At 69.7% G+C, this 19,320-nt stretch carries 22 protein-coding genes; 15 read left to right on the top strand and 7 right to left on the bottom strand.

Features of this window, described 5'->3' with window-relative positions; all coding sequences use genetic code 11:
• Positions 1-70 precede the first annotated feature (70 nt).
• Together C8E96_RS28495 and C8E96_RS28485 are read left to right on the top strand one after the other, a co-directional pair.
• Positions 71-1,003 (top strand): sugar-binding transcriptional regulator, encoded by a 933-nt coding sequence (locus C8E96_RS28495; RefSeq protein WP_228770260.1) that lies wholly within the window; start codon positions 71-73, stop codon positions 1,001-1,003.
• A gap of 229 nt (positions 1,004-1,232) precedes the next feature.
• Positions 1,233-1,613, top strand: coding sequence for an SRPBCC domain-containing protein (locus C8E96_RS28485; RefSeq protein ID WP_091383245.1), 381 nt, complete (start codon positions 1,233-1,235; stop codon positions 1,611-1,613).
• Here C8E96_RS28485 and C8E96_RS28480 read toward each other — a convergent pair.
• From C8E96_RS28480 to C8E96_RS28470, 3 genes are all read right to left on the bottom strand, one after another.
• Positions 1,608-3,959, bottom strand: coding sequence for an ATP-binding protein (locus C8E96_RS28480; RefSeq protein ID WP_166658144.1), 2,352 nt, complete (start codon positions 3,957-3,959; stop codon positions 1,608-1,610). The two genes, C8E96_RS28485 and C8E96_RS28480, sit on opposite strands and share 6 nt — an antisense overlap.
• Positions 3,960-4,160: 201 nt before the next feature.
• Positions 4,161-4,973 carry an ABC transporter permease gene (locus C8E96_RS28475; RefSeq protein ID WP_091383247.1) on the bottom strand — a complete coding sequence of 271 codons (813 nt, stop codon included), beginning with the start codon at positions 4,971-4,973 and terminating at the stop codon, positions 4,161-4,163.
• Positions 4,974-5,088: 115 nt separating this feature from the next.
• On the bottom strand, positions 5,089-6,057 hold the full coding sequence (locus tag C8E96_RS28470) for an ATP-binding cassette domain-containing protein (protein WP_091383248.1): 969 nt from the start codon (positions 6,055-6,057) through the stop codon (positions 5,089-5,091).
• Between the two features lie 58 nt (positions 6,058-6,115).
• On the opposite strand from C8E96_RS28470, the gene C8E96_RS28465 reads away from it, so the two are divergent.
• Positions 6,116-6,853, top strand: a complete 738-nt coding sequence (locus C8E96_RS28465) for a TetR/AcrR family transcriptional regulator (RefSeq protein ID WP_091383249.1) — start codon at positions 6,116-6,118, stop codon at positions 6,851-6,853.
• A 327-nt stretch (positions 6,854-7,180) separates the two neighbouring features.
• A complete protein-coding gene (locus C8E96_RS28460) occupies positions 7,181-8,710 on the top strand; it encodes a S8 family serine peptidase (RefSeq protein ID WP_166658143.1) in 1,530 nt (509 codons plus the stop codon).
• A gap of 62 nt (positions 8,711-8,772) precedes the next feature.
• Here the strand turns inward: C8E96_RS28460 and C8E96_RS28455 are convergent, their stop codons facing one another.
• On the bottom strand, positions 8,773-9,168 hold the full coding sequence (locus tag C8E96_RS28455; protein ID WP_228770271.1) for a RidA family protein: 396 nt from the start codon (positions 9,166-9,168) through the stop codon (positions 8,773-8,775).
• 99 nt (positions 9,169-9,267) lie between these two features.
• Here C8E96_RS28455 and C8E96_RS28450 point away from each other — a divergent pair, with 99 nt between their 5' ends.
• Complete coding sequence (locus C8E96_RS28450; protein WP_091383252.1) at positions 9,268-10,236, top strand: helix-turn-helix transcriptional regulator; 969 nt, start codon at positions 9,268-9,270, stop codon at positions 10,234-10,236.
• On the opposite strand, the gene C8E96_RS33780 is transcribed toward C8E96_RS28450, so the two are convergent.
• Positions 10,233-10,673: an NUDIX hydrolase gene (locus C8E96_RS33780; protein WP_228770261.1), complete on the bottom strand. Its 441-nt coding sequence runs from the start codon at positions 10,671-10,673 to the stop codon at positions 10,233-10,235. The two genes, C8E96_RS28450 and C8E96_RS33780, sit on opposite strands and share 4 nt — an antisense overlap.
• On the bottom strand, positions 10,670-11,311 hold the full coding sequence (locus tag C8E96_RS33775) for an MOSC domain-containing protein (RefSeq protein WP_091383253.1): 642 nt from the start codon (positions 11,309-11,311) through the stop codon (positions 10,670-10,672). The genes C8E96_RS33780 and C8E96_RS33775 overlap by 4 nt, the downstream gene beginning before the upstream one ends.
• 118 nt (positions 11,312-11,429) lie before the next feature.
• Here C8E96_RS33775 and rpe point away from each other — a divergent pair, with 118 nt between their 5' ends.
• The 5 genes from rpe (at position 11,430) to C8E96_RS28415 (ending at position 15,856) form a co-directional block, all read left to right on the top strand.
• Positions 11,430-12,092: a ribulose-phosphate 3-epimerase gene (gene rpe, locus C8E96_RS28435; RefSeq protein ID WP_091383321.1), complete on the top strand. Its 663-nt coding sequence runs from the start codon at positions 11,430-11,432 to the stop codon at positions 12,090-12,092.
• 320 nt (positions 12,093-12,412) lie between these two features.
• Entirely contained in the window at positions 12,413-12,901 is a 489-nt protein-coding gene (locus tag C8E96_RS28430) for a hypothetical protein (protein WP_091383254.1), read from the top strand.
• A 42-nt stretch (positions 12,902-12,943) separates the two neighbouring features.
• Positions 12,944-13,939: a bifunctional diaminohydroxyphosphoribosylaminopyrimidine deaminase/5-amino-6-(5-phosphoribosylamino)uracil reductase RibD gene (gene ribD / locus C8E96_RS28425; RefSeq protein WP_091383322.1), complete on the top strand. Its 996-nt coding sequence runs from the start codon at positions 12,944-12,946 to the stop codon at positions 13,937-13,939.
• Positions 13,940-13,950: 11 nt separating this feature from the next.
• Positions 13,951-14,586, top strand: coding sequence for a riboflavin synthase (locus tag C8E96_RS28420; RefSeq protein WP_091383255.1), 636 nt, complete (start codon positions 13,951-13,953; stop codon positions 14,584-14,586).
• Positions 14,579-15,856 carry a bifunctional 3,4-dihydroxy-2-butanone-4-phosphate synthase/GTP cyclohydrolase II gene (locus C8E96_RS28415; RefSeq protein ID WP_091383256.1) on the top strand — a complete coding sequence of 426 codons (1,278 nt, stop codon included), beginning with the start codon at positions 14,579-14,581 and terminating at the stop codon, positions 15,854-15,856. The genes C8E96_RS28420 and C8E96_RS28415 overlap by 8 nt, the downstream gene beginning before the upstream one ends.
• A gap of 38 nt (positions 15,857-15,894) precedes the next feature.
• Here C8E96_RS28415 and C8E96_RS28410 read toward each other — a convergent pair whose 3' ends face one another.
• The gene (locus tag C8E96_RS28410) at positions 15,895-17,088 is read right to left on the bottom strand and encodes an RNA-guided endonuclease InsQ/TnpB family protein (protein ID WP_091383323.1); all 1,194 of its coding nucleotides are present in this window, start codon (positions 17,086-17,088) and stop codon (positions 15,895-15,897) included.
• Between the two features lie 140 nt (positions 17,089-17,228).
• On the opposite strand from C8E96_RS28410, the gene ribH reads away from it, so the two are divergent.
• The 5 genes from ribH (at position 17,229) to C8E96_RS28385 (ending at position 19,285) form a co-directional block, all read left to right on the top strand.
• Positions 17,229-17,726, top strand: coding sequence for a 6,7-dimethyl-8-ribityllumazine synthase (ribH, locus tag C8E96_RS28405; RefSeq protein ID WP_091383257.1), 498 nt, complete (start codon positions 17,229-17,231; stop codon positions 17,724-17,726).
• Positions 17,723-18,154, top strand: coding sequence for a PH domain-containing protein (locus C8E96_RS28400; protein WP_228770262.1), 432 nt, complete (start codon positions 17,723-17,725; stop codon positions 18,152-18,154). Before ribH ends, C8E96_RS28400 begins: the two co-directional genes overlap by 4 nt.
• A 34-nt stretch (positions 18,155-18,188) precedes the next feature.
• The gene (locus C8E96_RS28395) at positions 18,189-18,419 is read left to right on the top strand and encodes a ribbon-helix-helix domain-containing protein (RefSeq protein ID WP_091383258.1); all 231 of its coding nucleotides are present in this window, start codon (positions 18,189-18,191) and stop codon (positions 18,417-18,419) included.
• On the top strand, positions 18,406-18,756 hold the full coding sequence (locus tag C8E96_RS28390) for a type II toxin-antitoxin system PemK/MazF family toxin (RefSeq protein ID WP_091383259.1): 351 nt from the start codon (positions 18,406-18,408) through the stop codon (positions 18,754-18,756). The genes C8E96_RS28395 and C8E96_RS28390 overlap by 14 nt, the downstream gene beginning before the upstream one ends.
• Positions 18,757-18,817: 61 nt before the next feature.
• A complete protein-coding gene (locus tag C8E96_RS28385) occupies positions 18,818-19,285 on the top strand; it encodes a Rieske (2Fe-2S) protein (RefSeq protein WP_228770263.1) in 468 nt (155 codons plus the stop codon).
• Positions 19,286-19,320: the final 35 nt, after the last annotated feature.

The following is a 19,320-nucleotide window of genomic DNA, read 5'->3' as shown; positions in this document are numbered from 1 at the left end:
GCAGTCATACGTCAAGCCGATGTGCAAAGATGTGCATGAGCGTGCTCATCTGAGCAGAGGGGTTGGGACGGTGGAGCGGTTACGCCCGGCGGAGCTGATCCGTGCGGCAGGCATCGCCCGTCGGTACTACATCGACGGTGTGTCTAAAGTAGACATCGCGGAGGAGTTCGGTCTCAGCCGCTTCAAAGTCGCCCGCATGCTGGCTGATGCCCAGGCAGCGGGCCTGGTCCGCATCGAGATCACCGTCCCCGACGACATTGACGCGGACCTGTCGGACCGCCTGCGGTCGCGGTTCGGCCTCAAGGACGCGATCGTCGCGGCGGACGGCCCCGCGGCGTCGGCACGCGAGCGGGTGGGCAGGCTCGCGGCAACCCACCTCACCGAGATCCTCCACGAGGGTGATGTGGTGGGCCTGGCTTGCTCCCGCACCCTCCACGAAATGGCCCGCGCCCTGACTGAACTGCCCAAGCTGACGGTGGTCCAGCTCAGCGGTGTCCACACGGGCGGCCTTGGCGAGAACTCCGTAGAACTCGTCCGGCGGTTGGCGAGTCTGGCGCGTGGCCCGGCATATCCTATCTACGCTCCTCTCATCGTTGATGGTCCGGCGACTGTTCGGAGCCTGCGTAAACAGCCACAGGTCGCCGACGCACTGAAGAGATATGGCGCTTTGACGAAAGCGGTGGTTGCTATCGGCTCCTGGCAGCCTCCCGACTCGCTGTTGTCGGATTCCTTGCCTCCGACCGAAAGCGCCGCGTTGCGTCGTCATGGGGTTCGGGCTGATGTCTGTGGTCGCATGTTGGACGGGGAGGGGAACCCGGTTCCTGACTTCGCCGACCGCACTATCGGGATCACGATCGACGAACTCCGTGAGGTTTCCGATGTGATTGCTGTTGCGGCGGGTGAGCACAAGACGGTCGCTATTCGCGCGGCTCTCAATTCTGGTGTTATCACCACGCTTGTCACTGACGCTGCTGCGGCCAAGGTCTTGATCGCGGCTGGTTGACTCCTGCCCACGCGCGCGGTGGTCCGGCGACTCGGTCGCGGGCCCGCGAGTGTCGGCGACCTCGCGGGCGAGACCACCATGACCTTGCCGTCGTTCATGAAGCACGTGCGGGTGCTCGAGTCGAACGGCCTGATCCGCACGGCGAAGTCCGGCCGGGTACGCACCTGCGAGCTCAACCAGGAGCGGTTCGCGCTCGTGGAGGACTGGCTGGCCGACCGATCCGGCCAAACTGGCGCAGTGGTGGGTTCCCGCCCCGGCCCGCTGCCGCGTCGAGCGTCTCGACGCCCGGCCCGGCGGTGCGTTCGTCACGCTGATGAGCGACGACGGCGACGCGTTCGTCCCGCATCTGGACGGGTGCTTCCTCGTGGTGGACGACTACGAGCGGATCGTGTTCACCAACGCGATCGACAGCGCCCTGCGGCCCGCGAGTCCCACGCCGATCGCGATGACCGCGGAGATCGTCCTGCTCGACCACCCGGACGGCACCGACTACCGGATCACCGTCCGCCACGGCGACCCCGCCACCCGCGCCCTGCACGCCGAGCTGGGCTTCGCCGAGGGCTGGGGCGCCACCACCGATCAACTCGCGCGAGTGGTCGAGCGGCTATGACGGCGGTTCAGCGTCGGGCGCGGCTTTTCGGCCCGTGACCCACGCGGCGAGCTGGGAGCGGTTGGCGAAGCCGAGTCTGGTCAGGACGTGGTCGACGTGGGTCTCCGCGGTGCGCACCGAGATCACGAGCCGGTGGGCGATCTGGCGGTTGGTCAGGCCCTCGGCGACGAGGTCGGCGATCTCGGCTTGCCGTCTGGTGAGCGGCTTGCCTGTTTCGGGGACTTTCCCCACCGTGGCCAGGGCGATGGCCTCGTCGGTTTCGAGCCGCGCGCCGCACTGGTAGGCGTCGTCGTAGTCCTTCTCGCCCAAGGCTTGGCGCGCGCGGTCGCGGTCGCGGCTGCTGATCGCCTGCTCCCACTCGGACAGCGACATCGCGGCGACGTCGGATACCAGGTCGTCGGCCGCGCCGAACAGCCGCGCCGCGCGGGTGTGGTCGCCCTGCGCGGTGGCGATGGAGGCCAGCAACTGCAACGCGTCGAAGGTCCGCGGGGGATGGCCGAGCTCGCGGGCCGCGCTCAGGCTGCGCAGGGCCAGGTCGGCGGACTCGGCGACCTCGCCGCGTTCGAGCAGGACCATGCCCAGGTTCCAGGTCATGTTGGCGAGCAGATCGACGTTGCCGCGGTCGGCCGCTGCCGCGATGCCCTCGCGCAGCACGGGTTCAGCCTTCGCGTAGTCGCCGGTCATGCAATAACCATGGCCGAGGACGCTCTGGGTCACCAGCCGCAGGAACTCGATGTTCTCCCGCTCTTGCTCCGAGGCGGGGACAGCACTGCGGAGAATGTCCGCGGCCTCGACCAACTGCGCCACGGCTTCGGCGACCCGGTCGGCGCTCAGGCTCAGGGCAGCCTGGGACCGCAGGATTCTGACGCGCCACAGCCAGGCATCGGGTGTCTCGTCAGCGATCCGCATGGCTTCGGCGAGGAGTTCGCGCGGCGGCGGCACGCCGCTGCCGGGGGCGATGGGGAGCCAGGCGCGCGTGTGCAACGCGTCGATCCGGTCGAGGTTCGGGGTGGGCTTGGCTGCCGCCAGCATCCGGTCCAGCCACTGTGCGCCCTCGACGGCGGCGGCCGTTATCCAGTAGTAGTCCAGGGTGGCGGCCAGGCGCAGGCCCGCGGGAGCCTCACCCGGTTCGGTGAGGCTGAACTCGAGCGCGGCGCGCAGGTTGCCCCGCTCCGGCCGCAGCCGGGCCATGGCGGTCTTCGATCCGCCGCGCCGCCATTCCTCCCGGGACCACAGGGCCAACCCGGTGTAGAAGTCGCGGTGCCTGCGCCGCACCGCTGTCCGCTCGGAGTCGGTGAGGCGGCGCATACCGAAGTCGCGCAACGTTTCCAGCATGACGTACCGGGTGCGCTCGCCGGATGCCTCGCGGACCAGGATCGACTTGTCCACCAGTGACGCCAGCACGTCGAGCACCTCGGCCGCGGGCAGGTCGTCCCCGGTGGGCACCGCTTCGGCCGCTTCGAGATCGAACCCGCCCGCGAACAGCGCGGCCCGCGCCCACAGCGCCTGCTCGGTCGCCGTGCACAGCTCATAGCTCCACTCGATCGTGGCCCACAGCGTCTGATGCCGCGCCGGACTGCCCCGGCGTCCCCTGCTCAGCAGCCGGTAGCGGTCGCCGAGCCGATCGACGACGTCCTGGACCGACAACGACCGCAACCGCACCGCGGCGAGCTCGATCGCCAGCGGGATGCCGTCCAACTCCGCGCACAACCGCGCCACCGCAGCGAAGTTGGCCTCATCGACCTGGAAGCTCGGCACGACCGCCTGGGCGCGCTCGACCAGCAGCTTCACGCCGTCGTAGCCGAGCACCGCCGCCACCGACGACGCCGAGTCAGGTTCCGGCACCGGCAGCGGCGGGACCGGGAAGCTCACCTCGCCGGGCATCCCCAGGGGCTCCCGGCCCGTGGCCAGCACGGTCACCTCCGGCGCGTCCTTCAGGATGAGGCTCACCAGGTCGGCCACCGCGTCGAGAAGGTGCTCACAGTTGTCCAGCACCAGCAACAGGCGCTTGCCGGACAGGAACTCCAAGACCGCGTCGGTCGCGTCGCCACCGCCGGGATCGGGCACGTCGAGCGCCGCGGCGACCGTGTGCGGCAGCAGGGCGGGGTCGGACAGCTCCGCCAGCTCGGCCAGCCACACCTGCCCGTCGAACCGGCGGCCCAGCGCGTCCGCGACCCGCAAGGCGAGCCGCGTCTTGCCCACTCCACCAGGGCCGGTCAAGGTCAGCAGCCGCCCGGCGTCGAGCAGCCGCCGGACGTCGGACACCTCCCGGTCGCGACCCACCAGGCTGGTCAGCTCGACGGGAAGATTCCCGACCCGTGCCGGTCGCACCTGCGTACCGCCCATTGCCGAACAGTACCGTTCCCCGTCCCTCCACATTGATCACGAACGGGTAGGAGGCCGGAAGTTGTTCAGGTCAGCGCATTGTGCGTGCTGGGAGTTGTGCACCCAGCGCGGCTCGCGCGACCAAGCCGGAGGCCCAGCCGGTCGGGGACACTTGGCGAGTGTTCGCCGACCCGGCCGGGCACCCCTTCTGCTTGACCCAGATCAGCGACCCAGCCGCTGGAACTTCCGCACCGCCAACGGCAGGAACGCCACGGTGATCACCAGCGGCCACACGACCGCCATCAGCATCGCGTTCTCCTCGATCCAGCTGCCGCCGCTGGGCACCGGGTTGCCGAACAGCTCACGCACCGCGTTCGCCGTGGAGGACACCGGGTTCCACATCGCGATCGCCCCGAGCCAGTCCGGCATGAGGTGCGGCGGCGTGAAGACACTGGAGATCATCCCGAACGGGAACGCCACGGCGAACAGGCTGCCCGCCGCCTCCACGTTCGGCACCAGCAGACCGAGGAACACCCCGATCCAGATCAGCGCGAACCGCAGCAACAGCAGCAAAGCGAACGCCGACAGGGTCGCCATGAACGACCCGTTCGACCGCCACCCGACCACCAGCGCGATGGCCGCCAGCACCACCAGGTCGATGGTCGCGCTGAGCAGGTCGGACACCCCGCGCCCGGTGACGACGGCGGACTGCGCCATCGGCATCGAGCGGAACCGGTCGGTGATCCCACGTTCCTTGTCGATGGCGACCTGGTAGGCGGTGTTCATGAACCCGAAGGCCATGGTCATCGCGAACATGCCGGGCATCGCGAAACTCTTGTAGTCGGCGGCCCCGACATCCATCGCACTGCCGAACACGTAGACGAACAGCAGCACCGAGACGATCGGAAACCCAAGCTGCCACGCGAACAGCGAGGGCTGCCGGATCAGGTGGCTGAGGTCCCGGCGCACGATCGTGAAGCAGTCGGCGACGGCCCAGTAGAGCTTGCCTTTGGGTGCTTCCACAGCGGTAGTCATCGGCCCCCCTCCTCGGAATTGCTCTGGCGCTCGTGAACGGCCTGCCTGCCGACGATGGCCGCCGCGCCGCCGTCTCGGCGCTGGGTCGGGCGATGCTGGTTGTCCAAAGCCGTGGTCATCGCGCCGCCTCCTCGGTCTCTTCCGTCCGATGCCCGGTCAGGCGCAGGAACACCTCATCCAGCGTCGGCCTGCGCAAACCGATGTCCTCCACCCGCACCCCCGCGTCGGCGAGCGCCCGAGCCACCTCGGTCAGCGCCGCAACCCGGTCCTGCACCGGGGCCTGCACCGTGCGCTCGTCCTGGTCCACAGTCGGCTCCGCCGAGGACGCCCGAGCCACGATGCTCGCCGCCTTCGGCAAATCACCTGCCTCCCGGACCACCACCTCGATGCGGTCCCCGATGTCCCGCTTGAGCGCGTCCGGGGTGTCGTCGGCGATCGTCCGGCCGCGGTCGATCACCGCCACCCGGTCCGCGAGCTGATCGGCTTCCTCCAGGTACTGCGTCGTCAGCAGCACCGTCGTGCCCTCCGCGACCAGCGCCCGCACTGCTTGCCACACCTCGTTGCGGCCACGCGGGTCCAGCCCCGTGGTGGGCTCGTCGAGAAACATCACCTCCGGCGCCAGGATCATGCTCGCGGCCAGGTCCAGCCGCCTGCGCATGCCCCCGCTGTAGTCCTTGACCGTCTTCTCGGCCGCCTCCTCCAGGTCGAACTGGACCAGCAACTCCTTCGCTCTGGCCTTCGCCGCGCGCCCGCCCAGATGGAACAGGCGGCCGAACATCTCCAGGTTCTGCCGACCGGACAAAATCTCGTCCACCGCGGCGAACTGACCCGCCAGGCCGATGCTGCGACGCACCAGCGCGGGCTCGCGCGCCACATCGTGTCCGGCGACCACCGCGCGGCCCCCGTCCATCCGCAGCAGTGTCGCCAGGATGCGCACCGCCGTCGTCTTCCCCGCGCCGTTGGGCCCCAGTAGCCCGTGCACCTCACCGCGCCGCACCGTCAGGTCGAGACCGTCGAGCGCGCGCTTCTCCCCATATCGCTTCTGCAAGTCCTCCGCGAGGACGGCATACTCTTCACCAGGCATGGGTACACCGTACCCGAATATGGGTACGGTGTACCCATCAATTTGTCGGGAGCACTGGATGACGATGGAACACAGCGGCAGCGGCGACCTGAACCGCAGCCTGGAGCTGCTGTGGGACTACGCCGACAAACCCGGACGGGGCCGCAAGCCCGGCCTCTCCCTGGAGCGCATCGTCGCCGCCGCCGTGGCCATCGCCGACGCCGACGGGCTGGAGGCGGTGTCGATGCGGCGGATCTCCAGCGAACTCGGCGCGGGCGTGATGTCGCTGTACCGCTACGTGCCCGGCAAGGCCGAACTGCTCGACCTGATGCTCGACAGCGTCTGCGTCATCCCCGAGTCCGACGCCGAGCCCGCGACCGACTGGCAGACCGCGATGGAGCGCTACGCGCGCGGCGCGATGGACCTCTACCTGCGCCACCCGTGGATGCTGCAGGTCGACCAGGCCCGCCCGGTGCTCGGCCCGAACCAGCTCGCCGGCATCGAACACGCCCTGAGCGGGCTGAGCGGGATGGCGCTGTCGGACCAGAAGAAGGTCAACATCCTGGTGCTCGTCGACGGGTTCGTCAGCAGCTGCGCCCGCTCGCAGGTCAACGCCAAGCGCGCCGAGGAGCGGACCGGCGTCACCGACGAGGAGTTCTGGACAACGCAGGCGCCGATCCTGGAGAAGGCCCTGGCCACCGGCAAGTACCCCATGATGGCCGCGCTGTCCGAGGACGCCTTCGCCGGCAGCGGCGAGGACCTGTTCGACTTCGGGCTGGGACTGATGATCGAGGGCCTGCGGGTCTACCTCCGGTAGGCCGATCTCAGTATGGGTTACGTATTTTTACCAATTGACTTGAACGCAATTCCGACAAATCGCATCGAATATCGAACGTTGCCTTCTCCGTGGGTGTACAGCTGCCTTTCCCCTTGCTAGTTTCCCCTGGCCGGCTGGGTGTTCGGCTGGCATCGAAGGTTCCCGGGAAAGGCTTTGGAAATGGCGTCTCGGCTAATGAGGACCGGCTTGGCGGCAATTCTGACCGTCTCTTCGGTCACTGGAATAACAATGGTGACTTTGGGGCAGGCTGCTGCCCGGCCCGATGCGTCGCCGGCGGTTTCGCGGGTCGGTGATGACCGATCGGCCGTGACCAACCGGTTGATCGTGACGTACAAGTCCGGTGCCCGTGCGGCGTCGGTGGACGCCGACGCCGGCGCACAGGTCGCGGCGCTGGCGGCTCGGATGCGGCACGACGCGAAGCTGGTCCGGCGGCTGGGCACCGGGGCCGCGCTGGTCGACCTGGGAGCTGCCGCGGACGCCCGCGCGATCCGTGAGCTGCGGGACGCGTTCGCAGCCGATCCCGAGGTGGCCGCGGTCGAACGTGAGCCGGTGTTCACGCCCGATGCCGACCCGAATGACACCTACTACCCCAAGCAGTGGAACCTGGCCGCCACCTCGGCAGGCATGAACGTGCCCGCCGCCTGGCCGGTGTCCACGGGTGCGGGCGTCACGGTCGCGGTGATCGACTCCGGCATCACCAAGCACTCGGACCTGGCCGCCAACAGCGGCCCGGGGTACGACTTCGTCGGTGACAAGAGCCGGGCAGGTGACGGCGACGGTCGCGACAGCGACCCCACCGACGAGGGCACCTGGTTTACCGACGGCCACTGCGGGACGGGCCACAAGGCCGGGAAATCGGGCTGGCACGGCACCATGGTGGCCGGCATCATCGGCGCGATCGGCAACAACGCCAAAGGAATCGCCGGGGTCGCCCCGCGGGTCAGCATCCAGTCGATCCGGGTCTTCGGCTCGTGCGGCGCGGTGGGTGGCGACATCCTCGACGCGATCACCTGGGCCTCCGGTGGCGCGGTACCCGGTGTACCGGCGAATCCCCGTCCGGCCAAGGTGATCAGCATGAGTCTGGGCTGGGGCAGCCGATGCAACACGTCGACCCAGAACGCCATCGACGGCGCCCTCTCCCGGGGTACCACCGTGGTCGCGTCCGCGGGCAACTCGAACGTCGACGCGACCAATCACTCGCCCAGCGGCTGCAACGGTGTGATCAGCGTGGCCGCCAGCGACTCGAACGGGGCGAAGGCGTCGTACTCGAACTATGGCGGCGGGGTGAGCATCACCGCCCCCGGTAGCGGTATCTGGTCGACCACCAACACCTCGACGACCACCCCCGGCGCCGAGGGGTACCGCGCGGGCAGCGGCACCAGCTTCGCCGCGCCGCACATCGCCGCCCTGGCCGCGCTGATGCTGGCCAAGAATCCCAAGCTCACCCCCAGTCAGATCCAGTCGATCATGAAGGCCAACGCCCGCCCGCTGCCAGCGGGCTGCCCACCAGGGTGTGGCGCGGGCCTGGCGGACGCGGCCAAGACGGTCGCGGCTGTCCCGAAGCCGCCCACCGGCACGGTCACCGTCACCAACCCCGGCACCCTGACGGCCTTCCGCGGCTGGCCGGTGTCCTGGCAGATCAAGGCGGCGTCCAGCGACAGCACACCGGTCACCTTCCGGGCGACCGGGCTGCCTGCCGGCCTGACGATTTCCTCCTCGGGCCAGATCAACGGCACGCCCGGAGCGTCGGGTGCCTTCACGGTCACGGTCACTGCCACCAACACTTCCGGTGCCACCGGCAAGACCACCTTCCCCATCCAGATCTGGGGCTGGTAACCGGATTCCCCGCCGCCCGCACCGGGACAGCCCCGGTGCGGGCGGCGGCCGACGTGGGTCACTCACGCGACGGCGGTTCCCTCCAGCTCCACCAGCTGGCCGGGGATCGCCAGCCGGGTCACGCCGAGCATCGTGGTGGTCGGCGCCACCCGGGCGGCGCCCAACCGCGCCGCCAGCACGCCGTAGTGCTGGAAAAGCAGGTCGACGTCGGTGGTGTAGACGTTGAGCCGGACCAGGTTCGCCAGCGACATGCCCGCCTCGCCGAGCACGGCCTCCAGGTTGTCCAGGCTCAGCGCCACCTGCGCCGCCATGTCACCGTCGTGCTGGGGTTCGCCGTCGCCGCTCATCGCGGTCTGCCCGGAGCAGTACAGGGTGCGGGTGTGCCCGGAGACGACCTCGCCCTGGTTGAAGCCCATCGCCACAGACCACGCCACCGGGTTGATCGCCGTTCGTTCCACTGCCATATGAACTTCCATCCGATTCATCGAGCGTTTGTAAGACGAAGCCTCTCGGTGAATCACGACATCCTGTGTCATGTATTCCGATAAGGTTTTCGCATGCGCGCCGACCGGTTGGTCTCGCTGGTGTTGCTGCTGCGCCAGCGTGGTCGGCTGTCCGCGACGGCGTTGGCCCGCGAGCTGGAGGTGTCCACCCGCACCGTCCTGCGCGACATCGAATCCCTGTCCGCCGCGGGGGTTCCGGTCTACGCCGAACGCGGTCGGCACGGCGGTTTCGCGTTGCTGCCCGGTTTCCGGACCGAACTCACCGGACTGAACGACGACGAGGCCCTCGCCTTGCTGGTCGCCGGATCACGGCGCGGCGCGCAGGCGTTCGGGCTCGGCTCGGCGCTCGCCTCGGCGATGCTCAAGGTGGTTGACGCGCTACCGGAAAGCCATCGGAACACCGCGGCGGACGTGGCCGAGCGGTTGCTCATCGACCCGGAGACCGACCTCCTCTCGCGTCGGCAGGTCGCCGAGGAGGTGCCGGACGCCATCGTGGCCGAGATCCGCCGCGCGGTGTTCGCCGGACACAAGCTGCGCATCCACTACGCGGCCGTGGACCAGGCACCGAAGTGGCGCACGGTGGACCCGATCGGCCTGGTCACCGTGCGAGACCAGGGCTACCTGCTGGCCACGAGATCGGGTGCGGACCGCACGTACCGGCTGTCCAGGGTCTTGGCCGCCGAGGAACTCGCCGAACCCGCTCAGCGACCGGCCCGGGTCGACCTGGACCGGGCCTGGCAGCAGCGAAGCACGCGGTTTCGCGCCGGTGGCGACCAAGTCACCGCGCTGGTGCGCGTGGCCCCGGCGCGCCGAGAGGAACTGGTGGGCACCGCGCTGGCCGTCCTCTCCGAGGAGCCCGACTCGGCTGGCCTGCTGCGGATGGAGGTGACCTTCCAAGATCCGCGACACGCCGAGTGGGCGCTGTGGCAACTCTCCACGAACGCGGAAGCCCTGGCCCCGCAATGGTTGCGCACCGCCCTACGCGACCGCGCCGCAGCGGTCGCCAACCGCTATGAGGGCTAGTCGGTGTGGCCGGTCGCGGGCCTGGCCTTGGCGAGTGCGAGTCCGGGCCCCACGAGGTCGCTGACGGGCAGCGAGTCCAGCTCCGTCAGGTCGAACCAGGCGGCCATGTCGGTCGACCCGTTCGCCTCGTGGCGCAGTTCGCCGCCGACGACCCGGCCCTCGTAGAACACGCGGACACCGTGGAAGGTGCCCTCGCGGTGCAGGCTGTCGATGCCGAGCAGGGTGTCGGCCTCGAAGTCGTAGCCGGTCTCCTCGGCGACCTCGCGCACCACGGCGTCCCACGGGTCCTCGCCGAAGTCGACCCCGCCGCCCGGGAGGCTCCACAGTGGACTTTCGCCGTGGATCCACCGGGCCAGCAGGATTTTCCCGTCCCGCACGCAGATTCCGTACGCCGACAGTCGGGTGGTGAGCCGTTTGCGGCGGAGGAAACGGGTCACTTCGCGAGCCGGGTGGTGATCCAGGACCGAAGGTCGTCGGAGAGGTCGTCGGCGGCGAGCAGGTCGGGCAGCAGCTCGGACTCGGTCGTGATCGCCCGGAACATCATCCCGATCGTCACCCCGTGCCCGGGCCGGTGGACCACGGTGATCTCGTCGCCCGCGCTGACCGATCCCGGCGTGATGACCTTGAGGTACGCGCCCGGGATCGCCCGCTGGGTGAAGGTCTTGATCCAGCCCTGCTGCGCCATCCACACCGCGAACACCCGGCACGGGACGCGCGGCTCGGTGACCTGCAGTTCCAGGTCCGGCCCGATCCGCCACCGCTCGCCGACCTCGGCGCCGGTCACGTCGACGCCGCGCGTGGTCAGGTTCTCGCCGAACACGCCGGACGGCAGGGGAGTGGCCAGCTCGGTCTGCCAGGCGTCGAGGTCTTCGCGCGCGTACGCGTAGACCGCCTGGTCGGGGCCGCCGTGGTGCTTCTTGTCGCAGATCTCGTCGCCGGCCACCCCGCTGGCCGCGGGCCCGGGCTCGCGCACCGCCACCGGGTGGTCCACCGGGCGCTTGTCGATCGCGCTGAGCCCCGACTTCCCCTCGACGGGTCGCGCGACGCCTACGTTGACCGAGAGCACGTTCGCCATGAACCGAACGTACCCAAGGCCGCCACCGCATTTGCGAGAGCTGGCTCACGGCGCGGGTTCCCGGTTCGTGCGCGGCCCCGACCGGCGCTTATGCTCCCGGCCTGTGTCCACCGCACCGATGATCGCGCCCAGCATCCTGTCCGCCGACTTCGCCCGGCTCGCCGACGAACTCGCCGCGATCCACGGCGCCGACTGGGTCCATGTCGACGTCATGGACGCGCACTTCGTGCCGAACCTGACCCTCGGCCTGCCCATCGTCGAGTCGCTGCTCAAGGTCACCGACATCCCGATGGACTGCCACCTGATGATCGAGGACCCGGACCGCTGGGCCATCGCCTACGCGGAGGCGGGCGCCCACAACGTCACCGTCCACATCGAGGCGGCCAAGGACCCGATCAAGCTCGCCCGCGACCTGCGCGCCGCCGGGTCGAAGGCCGGCCTGTCGATCAAGCCGGGCACGCCCATCGAGCCGTACCTCGACGTGCTCAAGGAGTACGACACCCTCCTGGTGATGTCGGTCGAGCCCGGCTTCGGCGGCCAGAGCTTCATCGCCCACGTCCTCGACAAGGTCCGCACCGTGCGAAACCTCGTCGACACCGGCCACCTGAACCTGCTGGTGGAGATCGACGGCGGCATCAACAGCGACACCATCGAGCAGGCCTCGGAGGCCGGTGTCGACTGCTTCGTCGCAGGCTCCGCCGTCTATGGCGCCGCCGATCCCGCGCGCGCGATCGAGGCGTTGCGCACCCAGGCGGTCTCGGCCAACCACAGGTTCGCCTGATCGGTCACTAACACGGCAGGTCGTTTCACCGATTGTGCAGGTGAGACGGCTGGGCCCGGCCCGGCCACGCTTTCTTGGGTGAGGTGGTCGCCATGGCCCCTGCGAAGGCATGGAACATTCCGCGCGCCTGGAGGATGGCCGCGGTGGTATTGGGAGCCGGAGACCACGACCAAGGGGACGACCACCATTTGGCCGGTCAGCCCGACCGCGGAACCCCCGGTCACGTCCACTACCGATGATGGCCGGCGGATGCTCGCCGAGCGGCAGGAAACGCTGCTGCGAAAGGCGAGGTCGTCTACCGGGCACCCCCTCCGATGCGAGTGAACGACTCGCATCGGGTCACGGTGCGGGGCGCGGAGAAGGCCGCGTCCTCGGGGGTGACTGCCGAGCTGCCGGGAACCGGCCGAATCAACATCAGTTCGACAATGATCGGCACAGTCATGGTGGCCGATCTGAGCAGTCCGTACAGGCGGACTCTCCTCACCGACAGTTTCGCCGAGTGGGCCCGGGACGTGCGCCCAACCCGCAGCGGATCGCTCAAGCTCGACTTGGTCATCAAGGTCGTGGACCTGACAAGAGAAGGCGCATCGACCTACTACAAGACGTATGACCAACCGGTGGAGGTCGAAGTCAACCTGGCCTACGGGATCACCAACTGGCTCAAGACGTACTGGCCGATGACCGGCCTGACCATTCCGGTCCTCGGCGCGGCGGGATGGACGCTGTGGCGCAACCGCCGACGCGCCGTGGCCGGTGTCCCGGCCAACGAGACCGACCCCGGTGAGCCGCCGGCAAGTCCGGATCGGTGAACCTGCGAAACTGATCGGGTGGACGACAAGCTGACCGCGGCGATGCGGGCCGCCATCGCGGGTTCCGACGCGGTGCGGGGGACGACGAGTCCCAACCCGCCGGTGGGCTGCGTCATCCTCGACGCCGACGGAAACCAGGTCGGCGTGGGCGCCACCCAGCCGCCCGGCGGCTCGCACGCCGAGGTCATGGCCCTGGTCGACGCCGGGACCAAGGCCCGGGGCGGCACCGCCGTGGTCACGCTCGAACCGTGCGCCCACCACGGCCGCACCCCGCCCTGCACCCGCGCCCTCATCGCCGCCGGCGTCAAAACCGTCGTCTTCGCCGTCGCCGACCCCAACCCGGCCGCCGCGGGCGGCCGCACCGTCCTGACTGAGGCGGGCGTCACCGTCGAGAGTGGACTGCTGGCCGACGAGGTCGAGCGCGGCCCGCTGCGCGCCTGGCTGCACTACGCGCGGACCGGGCGCCCGCACGTGACCTGGAAGTACGCCGCCACCCTCGACGGCCGGGTCGCCGCCGCCGACGGGACCAGCCGGTGGATCAGCTCGCCGGCGTCCCGCGCGCAGGTCCACGACCTGCGCCGACGCATCGACGCGATCGTCGCGGGCCGGGGCACGATCCTGGCCGACGACTCCGCGCTCACCGCCCGCGACGCCGACGGAACAACGGCGGACCGGCAGCCGTTGCGAGTGGTCGTGGGAACCGGAGACCTGCCCGAGGGCGCACGCGTGCTCGACGACGCCGCAGAGACGTTGCACCTGCGCACGCGCGAGCCAAGCGAGGTCTTGGCCGCTCTAGGGGAGCGCGGAGTGGTCGACGTGCTGCTCGAAGGCGGCCCGACGCTGGCGGGTGCGTTCGTCCAAGCGGGTGCGGTCGACCGGGTCCTCGCTTACGTAGCGCCTACCCTTCTGGGTGATGGCCCTGTGGCGTTGGGCGCATCGGGCGTGTCGACCATCACCGGAGCTCACCGGTTCAGGGTCGAAGGCGTCACCATGTGTGGACCGGACGTGCGGATCTCCGCCGTGCCGGACCGGAACTGAGGAGGCAGTCGGTGTTCACCGGGATCGTCGAGGAACGCGGCGAGGTCATCGCCGTGGCGGATCTCGCGGACGCCGCGCGGGTCACCATCGCCGGGCCGCTGGTCACCAGCGACGCCAAGCAGGGTGACTCGATCGCGGTCAACGGCGTCTGCCTGACCGTGGTGGAACTCGCCGACGGCAGCTTCACCGCCGACGTCATGCGCGAGACCCTGCTGCGCAGCAGCCTCGACAAGGTCGCCAAGGGCGACCACGTGAACCTGGAGCGCGCCGCCGCCGTGGGGCAGCGCTTCGGCGGGCACATCGTGCAGGGCCACGTCGACGGCACCGGCGAGCTGATCTCGCGCGAGCCCTCCGAGCACTGGGAACTGGTCAAGATCAGCCTCCCGGGCGGCCTGGCGCGGTATGTGGTGGAGAAGGGCTCGATCACCGTCGACGGCGTGTCCCTGACCGTCGTCGAGGTGGGTGCGGACTGGTTCTCGGTCAGCCTGATCCCGGAGACGCTGCGCGCGACCACGCTCGGCGTCCGCAAGCCCGGTGACAAGGTCAACCTGGAAGTGGACGTCATCGCGAAGTACGTGGAAAGACTGGCTATCCCGCACCTCGGATCAACCGGGCGCGGCACCGAGGAGGAGAACACCGGTGAGTGACTTCGCTGCCATCGAGCGGGCGATCGCCGACATCGCCGCGGGCAAGGCCGTGGTGGTCGTCGACGACGAGGACCGCGAGAACGAGGGCGACCTGATCTTCGCCGCGGAGAAGGCCACCCCGGAGCTGATGGCCTTCATGGTCCGCTACACCTCCGGCTACATCTGTGTGCCGCTGACCGAGTCCGACTGCGACCGGCTCGACCTGCCGCCGATGTTCCACACCAACCAGGACGTGCGCGGCACGGCCTACACGGTGACCGTGGACGCCAAGGAAGGCGTCAGCACCGGCATCTCGGCCGCCGACCGCGCCCACACCATCCGGCTGCTCGCCGACGAGCACTCCACGCCGGGCGACTTCAACCGCCCCGGCCACGTCGTGCCGCTTCGCGCGAAGGAAGGCGGCGTGCTGCGCAGGCCCGGGCACACCGAGGCCGCCGTCGACCTGGCTCGCATGGCCGGTCTCCGACCCGCGGGCGTGCTCTGCGAGATCGTGTCGCAGAAGGACGAAGGCGACATGGCCCGCTTCGACGAGCTGCAGGTCTTCGCCGCCGAGCACGACCTGGCGATCATCACGATCGCCGACATGATCGCCTACCGCAGGCGCACCGAGAAGCAGGTCGTGCGGGTCGCCGAGGCCCGCATCCCCACCGCGCACGGCACGTTCCGCGCGGTCGGGTTCGACTCGCTGCTCGACGGCATCGAGCACGTGGCGCTGGTCTACGGCGAGATCGGCGACGGCGACAACGTCCTGGTCCGGGTCCACTCCGAGTGCCTCACCGGCGACGTCTTCGGCTCGCTGCGCTGCGACTGCGGCCCGCAGCTCGACGCCGCCCTGGAGGCCGTCGCCGCCGAGGGCCGCGGGATCGTGCTCTACATGCGCGGGCACGAGGGCCGCGGTATCGGCCTGATGCACAAGCTGCAGGCCTACCAGCTGCAGGACGACGGCCACGACACCGTCGACGCGAACCTCGCGCTGGGTGTCCCCGCCGACGCCCGCGACTACGGCACGGGCGCGCAGATCCTCGTCGACCTCGGCGTTCGCACGATGCGGCTGCTGACGAACAACCCGGCCAAGCGGGTCGGCCTGGAGGGCTACGGGCTGACCGTGGTCGACCGGGTGCCGCTGTCGGTGTGGCCGAACCCGGAGAACGTGCACTACCTGCGCACCAAGCGCGACCGGATGGGCCACCACCTGGCCGAGCTCGAGCACTACGACGGCGGCACGGCGGCGGTCGTGTCGACGACGACGACAGGGGAGGACAAAGCTTGACGTCCTCCCCGGCCTCAAGGCCGGGGATTCAACAGCAACTACCGCACAGGGAGGAGGTCGCGTTGAGGTTCACGGTTCATAAGCTCACCCAACGGCGGGCCTCCCCGTGCAGTCACGGCATGCCCTGCCGCGTGCCGAATATTCAGTGCCGCGTTCACATCGGCATTGGCGGCGAAGCCGCAGGACCGGCACCGGAAGGCGGCTTGGCTCTCGCGCGCCTCCCGATCCACGATCCCGCACGCCGAACAACGCTGACTCGTGTATCGCGGGTCGACCTTCACCACCCGGCCTGGAGCCTTGTGCTCCAGCCGGGTTACGAGCAGGCCCCATCCGTTGGCGAGGATGCCCCGGTTCAGGCCCGCCTTCTGCCGCACACCACGGCCCGGCACATCCCGGGAGCCCCTCGCCGACCGGGTCATATTGGTGATCTTGAGGTTTTCGACCGCGATCACGTCGAACTGCCGGGCGAGGTAGGTGCTGGTCTTCTCGACCCAGTCCTTGCGCCGGTCGGTTTCGCGGGCCCTGAGTTTCGCGATCGCGGTCTTGACCTTGCTGCGCCGGTTGGAGCCGCGTTGTGCTCGGGCGAGCTTGCGTTGCAGCCGCAGCAGTCGCGCCTTCTCGGGTCGGCGCAACGTGGGTGCGTTCAGCAGTTCCCCGGTGGACAACGCCGCCGACACCACCACTCCGCGATCCACACCCACCGCCGCACCCGCGCCCGGTCCGGCGATGGGCTTGGGCGCCACGGCGAACGCAATGTGCCAACGGCCCGCCCGGTCACAGGTGATGCGGTAGGACTTCACACCCTCGGCGACCGCACGCGACCAGCGGAACCGCACCCACCCGATCTTGGCCACCTTCACCTCGCCGACCTTGCGGGAGACCCGACGTACATCGCCCGGTTTGACCGCCACGATCCGGAACCCCTCGGCCCGGCCGCGTCGGCGCCAGGTGGGCCGTCGGTGGGTCCGGCGGAAGAAGTTGGCCATCGCCTCGGTGAAGTCTTTCAACGCCTGCTGCTGCACGATCACCGAACCGGCCGCCAACCACGGGTTCGCCGCCCGCGCCTCGGTCAACTGACGGCACTGCTCGATGAACCCCGGCGCCGCCCTGCGACCCGGCCGCCAGTGTGCGTGTTGCTCCACGGCGAGATTCCACACAAACCGGGCATGCCAACAATGCTCCACCAACACCCGCTCCTGAGTGGGTGTCGGCTGAAGGCGGAACCGGGACATGCCGATCAAGCTAGCGGCCACTACCGACAAAACCAGGAGACACTGTTGAGACCGGACAGGCTGGGGCACGCTCAAGTCGTGGCCATGCGAAACCCCATTCCTCCCCGGCGTGAATGCCGGAGCATCGACGGGAGATCCTGGTGAGTGGCGAAGGCAGGCCCCAGACCGGGGTTCCCCGGTGTGAGGGCGTCCGGCTGGGCATCGCGGCCACCAAGTGGCACGCGGAGATCACCGACCGGCTGTTGGAGCGCGCGCTTGCCGCCGCGACCGAGGCGGGCATCGTGGAACCCACGGTCGTCCGTGTCCCCGGCGCGATCGAGCTGCCGGTGGTCTGCCAGGAACTGGCCAAGCACCACGACGCCGTCGTCGCGCTCGGCGTGGTCATCCGCGGCGGCACCCCGCACTTCGAGTACGTGTGCGACGCGGTGACCTACGGCCTGACCAGGGTGTCGCTCGACGAGAGCACGCCGGTCGGCAACGGGGTGCTCACGGTGAACACCGAGGAGCAGGCCATCGACCGCAGCGGCCTGCCGGACTCGGCGGAGGACAAGGGCTACGAGGCCTGCGCAGCGGCGCTGGAGACGGCGCTCGCGGTGCGCGGGCTGCGGCACCCGTGGACGGAACAGGGATTCCAGTGACCGCTCGACCGCGCAGGGTCCGCTTCGTCGCCGGGGCGTTCGCGGTGGTGTTCCTCGTCGTGTTCACCACCGTGGCGGTCCTGCTGCGCAACACCCCGACCGGCGTCTTCTTCCAGCCGTCCGACCAGGTCGCGATGGCGGGCATCGGCGTGCTCCTGGCCTGCGGCGCGCTGTGGTTCACCCGGCCGAAGGTGACCGCGGACGCCGACGGTGTCGACGTGCGCAACCTGCTGGGGACCACGCACTTCGACTGGTCGGTCATCGAGTCGGTGAGCTTCCCGGAGAGCGCCTCGTGGGCTCGCCTGGAGCTGCCCGACGACGAGTATGTGCCGGTCATGGCGCTGCAGTCGGTCGACGGCGCCCGCGCGGTCGAGGGCATCCGCGAGCTGCGGCGCCTACACCGGGAAGCGCACGCACGGCAGCAGTAGCAAGCCGGGTGCTACCACGGGTAGTATCGGCGGTGTGAAGCTCAGTGTCAGTCTGCCGGAGGACGACGTCCGGTTCATCGACGAGTACTCCGCGCGCGCCGGTGAGGCCTCGCGGTCCTCGGTGATCCAGCTCGCCATCGCCCGCCTGCGCGAGTCGCAGCTGCAGGACGAGTACACGGCCGCCTTCGACGAGTGGGACGCGGCCGAGGAAGCGGGCCTGTGGGACGCCGCCACCGCCGACGGCATGGCCGATGCGGCGCGGTGACATCCACCTGGTCGACCTCGACCCGGCCCGCGGCTCCGAAGCCGACAAGGTCCGCCCGGCCGTGATCGTCAGCAACAACGCCGCCAACGCCGTCGCCGCGCGCACGGGGCGTGGCGTGATCACTGTGGTCCCCATCACGTCGAACATCGAGCGCGTGTTCGGCTTCCAGGTCCTGCTGCCGTCGCGGGCGTGCGGGCTGGTCGTCGACTCGAAAGCGCAGGCTGAGCAGGTCCGATCCATCGCGACCAACCGGGTGCGCAAGCGCATCGGCAAGCTGCCCCCGGAGCTGCTCGACCGCCTCGACGACGCTTTGCGCACGCATCTCGCCCTGGGGTGAACCTCGTGCTTTGGGCCCGCGTAGGGAAAGGTGTAGATCCTTCCCGGACCTGGAGGCTCGCTTGACCGCCGTAGAACCCACCACGAAACCCGAAGCCCGGTCCCGCCGCGAGGTCCTGTGCGGCCTGATGGTGGCCTTGGTCGCCCCGGGCGCACTCGTCGCCGCCTGTTCCGACACCACCGCCCCCGCTCCTTCCGGCGGTGGCACGGGCACGTCGGGCGGCGCCGCCCCGTCGGGTCCGCTGGCCGCGCTGGCCGACGTCCCCAAGGGCGGCGGCCTGGTGCTGCAGAGCACCCCGAAGGGCCCGCTGGTGCTGGTCCGCCCCACCCCGGACACGGTCAAGGCGTTCAACGCGTCGTGCCCGCACCAGGGGACCGTGGTCTCGGCCCCGGCGGGCGGCACGATCACCTGCCCCAACCACGGCAGCACCTTCGACGGCGCCACCGGCGCGCTCAAGGGCGGCCCGGCCACGACGGGGCTCAAGGAGGTCCCGGTCAAGGTGGAGGGCGACCAGGTCGTCTTCGCCTGACGATGTGACCCCTCGGCCACTCCGGCATATCCACA

The organism is Actinokineospora alba (genome assembly GCF_004362515.1).
In the GTDB taxonomy this organism is placed as follows: Bacteria; Actinomycetota; Actinomycetes; order Mycobacteriales; family Pseudonocardiaceae; genus Actinokineospora; species Actinokineospora alba.
The sequence above is the reverse complement of the archived record's forward strand: the minus strand, read 5'-3'. Positions and strand labels throughout refer to the sequence as shown.

Bases quoted from the DNA above. Each gene is read 5' to 3' on its own strand.
- C8E96_RS28480 (WP_166658144.1), bottom strand. From the start codon at position 3,959: ATGGGCGGTACGCAGGTGCGACCGGCACGGGTCGGGAATCTTCCCGTC.
- C8E96_RS28475 (WP_091383247.1), bottom strand. From the start codon at position 4,973: ATGACTACCGCTGTGGAAGCACCCAAAGGCAAGCTCTACTGGGCCGTC.
- C8E96_RS28470 (WP_091383248.1), bottom strand. From the start codon at position 6,057: ATGCCTGGTGAAGAGTATGCCGTCCTCGCGGAGGACTTGCAGAAGCGA.
- C8E96_RS28465 (WP_091383249.1), top strand. From the start codon at position 6,116: ATGACGATGGAACACAGCGGCAGCGGCGACCTGAACCGCAGCCTGGAG.
- C8E96_RS28450 (WP_091383252.1), top strand. From the start codon at position 9,268: ATGCGCGCCGACCGGTTGGTCTCGCTGGTGTTGCTGCTGCGCCAGCGT.
- C8E96_RS33775 (WP_091383253.1), bottom strand. From the start codon at position 11,311: ATGGCGAACGTGCTCTCGGTCAACGTAGGCGTCGCGCGACCCGTCGAG.
- rpe (WP_091383321.1), top strand. From the start codon at position 11,430: ATGATCGCGCCCAGCATCCTGTCCGCCGACTTCGCCCGGCTCGCCGAC.
- ribD (WP_091383322.1), top strand. From the start codon at position 12,944: ATGCGGGCCGCCATCGCGGGTTCCGACGCGGTGCGGGGGACGACGAGT.
- C8E96_RS28410 (WP_091383323.1), bottom strand. From the start codon at position 17,088: ATGTCCCGGTTCCGCCTTCAGCCGACACCCACTCAGGAGCGGGTGTTG.
- C8E96_RS28390 (WP_091383259.1), top strand. From the start codon at position 18,406: ATGCGGCGCGGTGACATCCACCTGGTCGACCTCGACCCGGCCCGCGGC.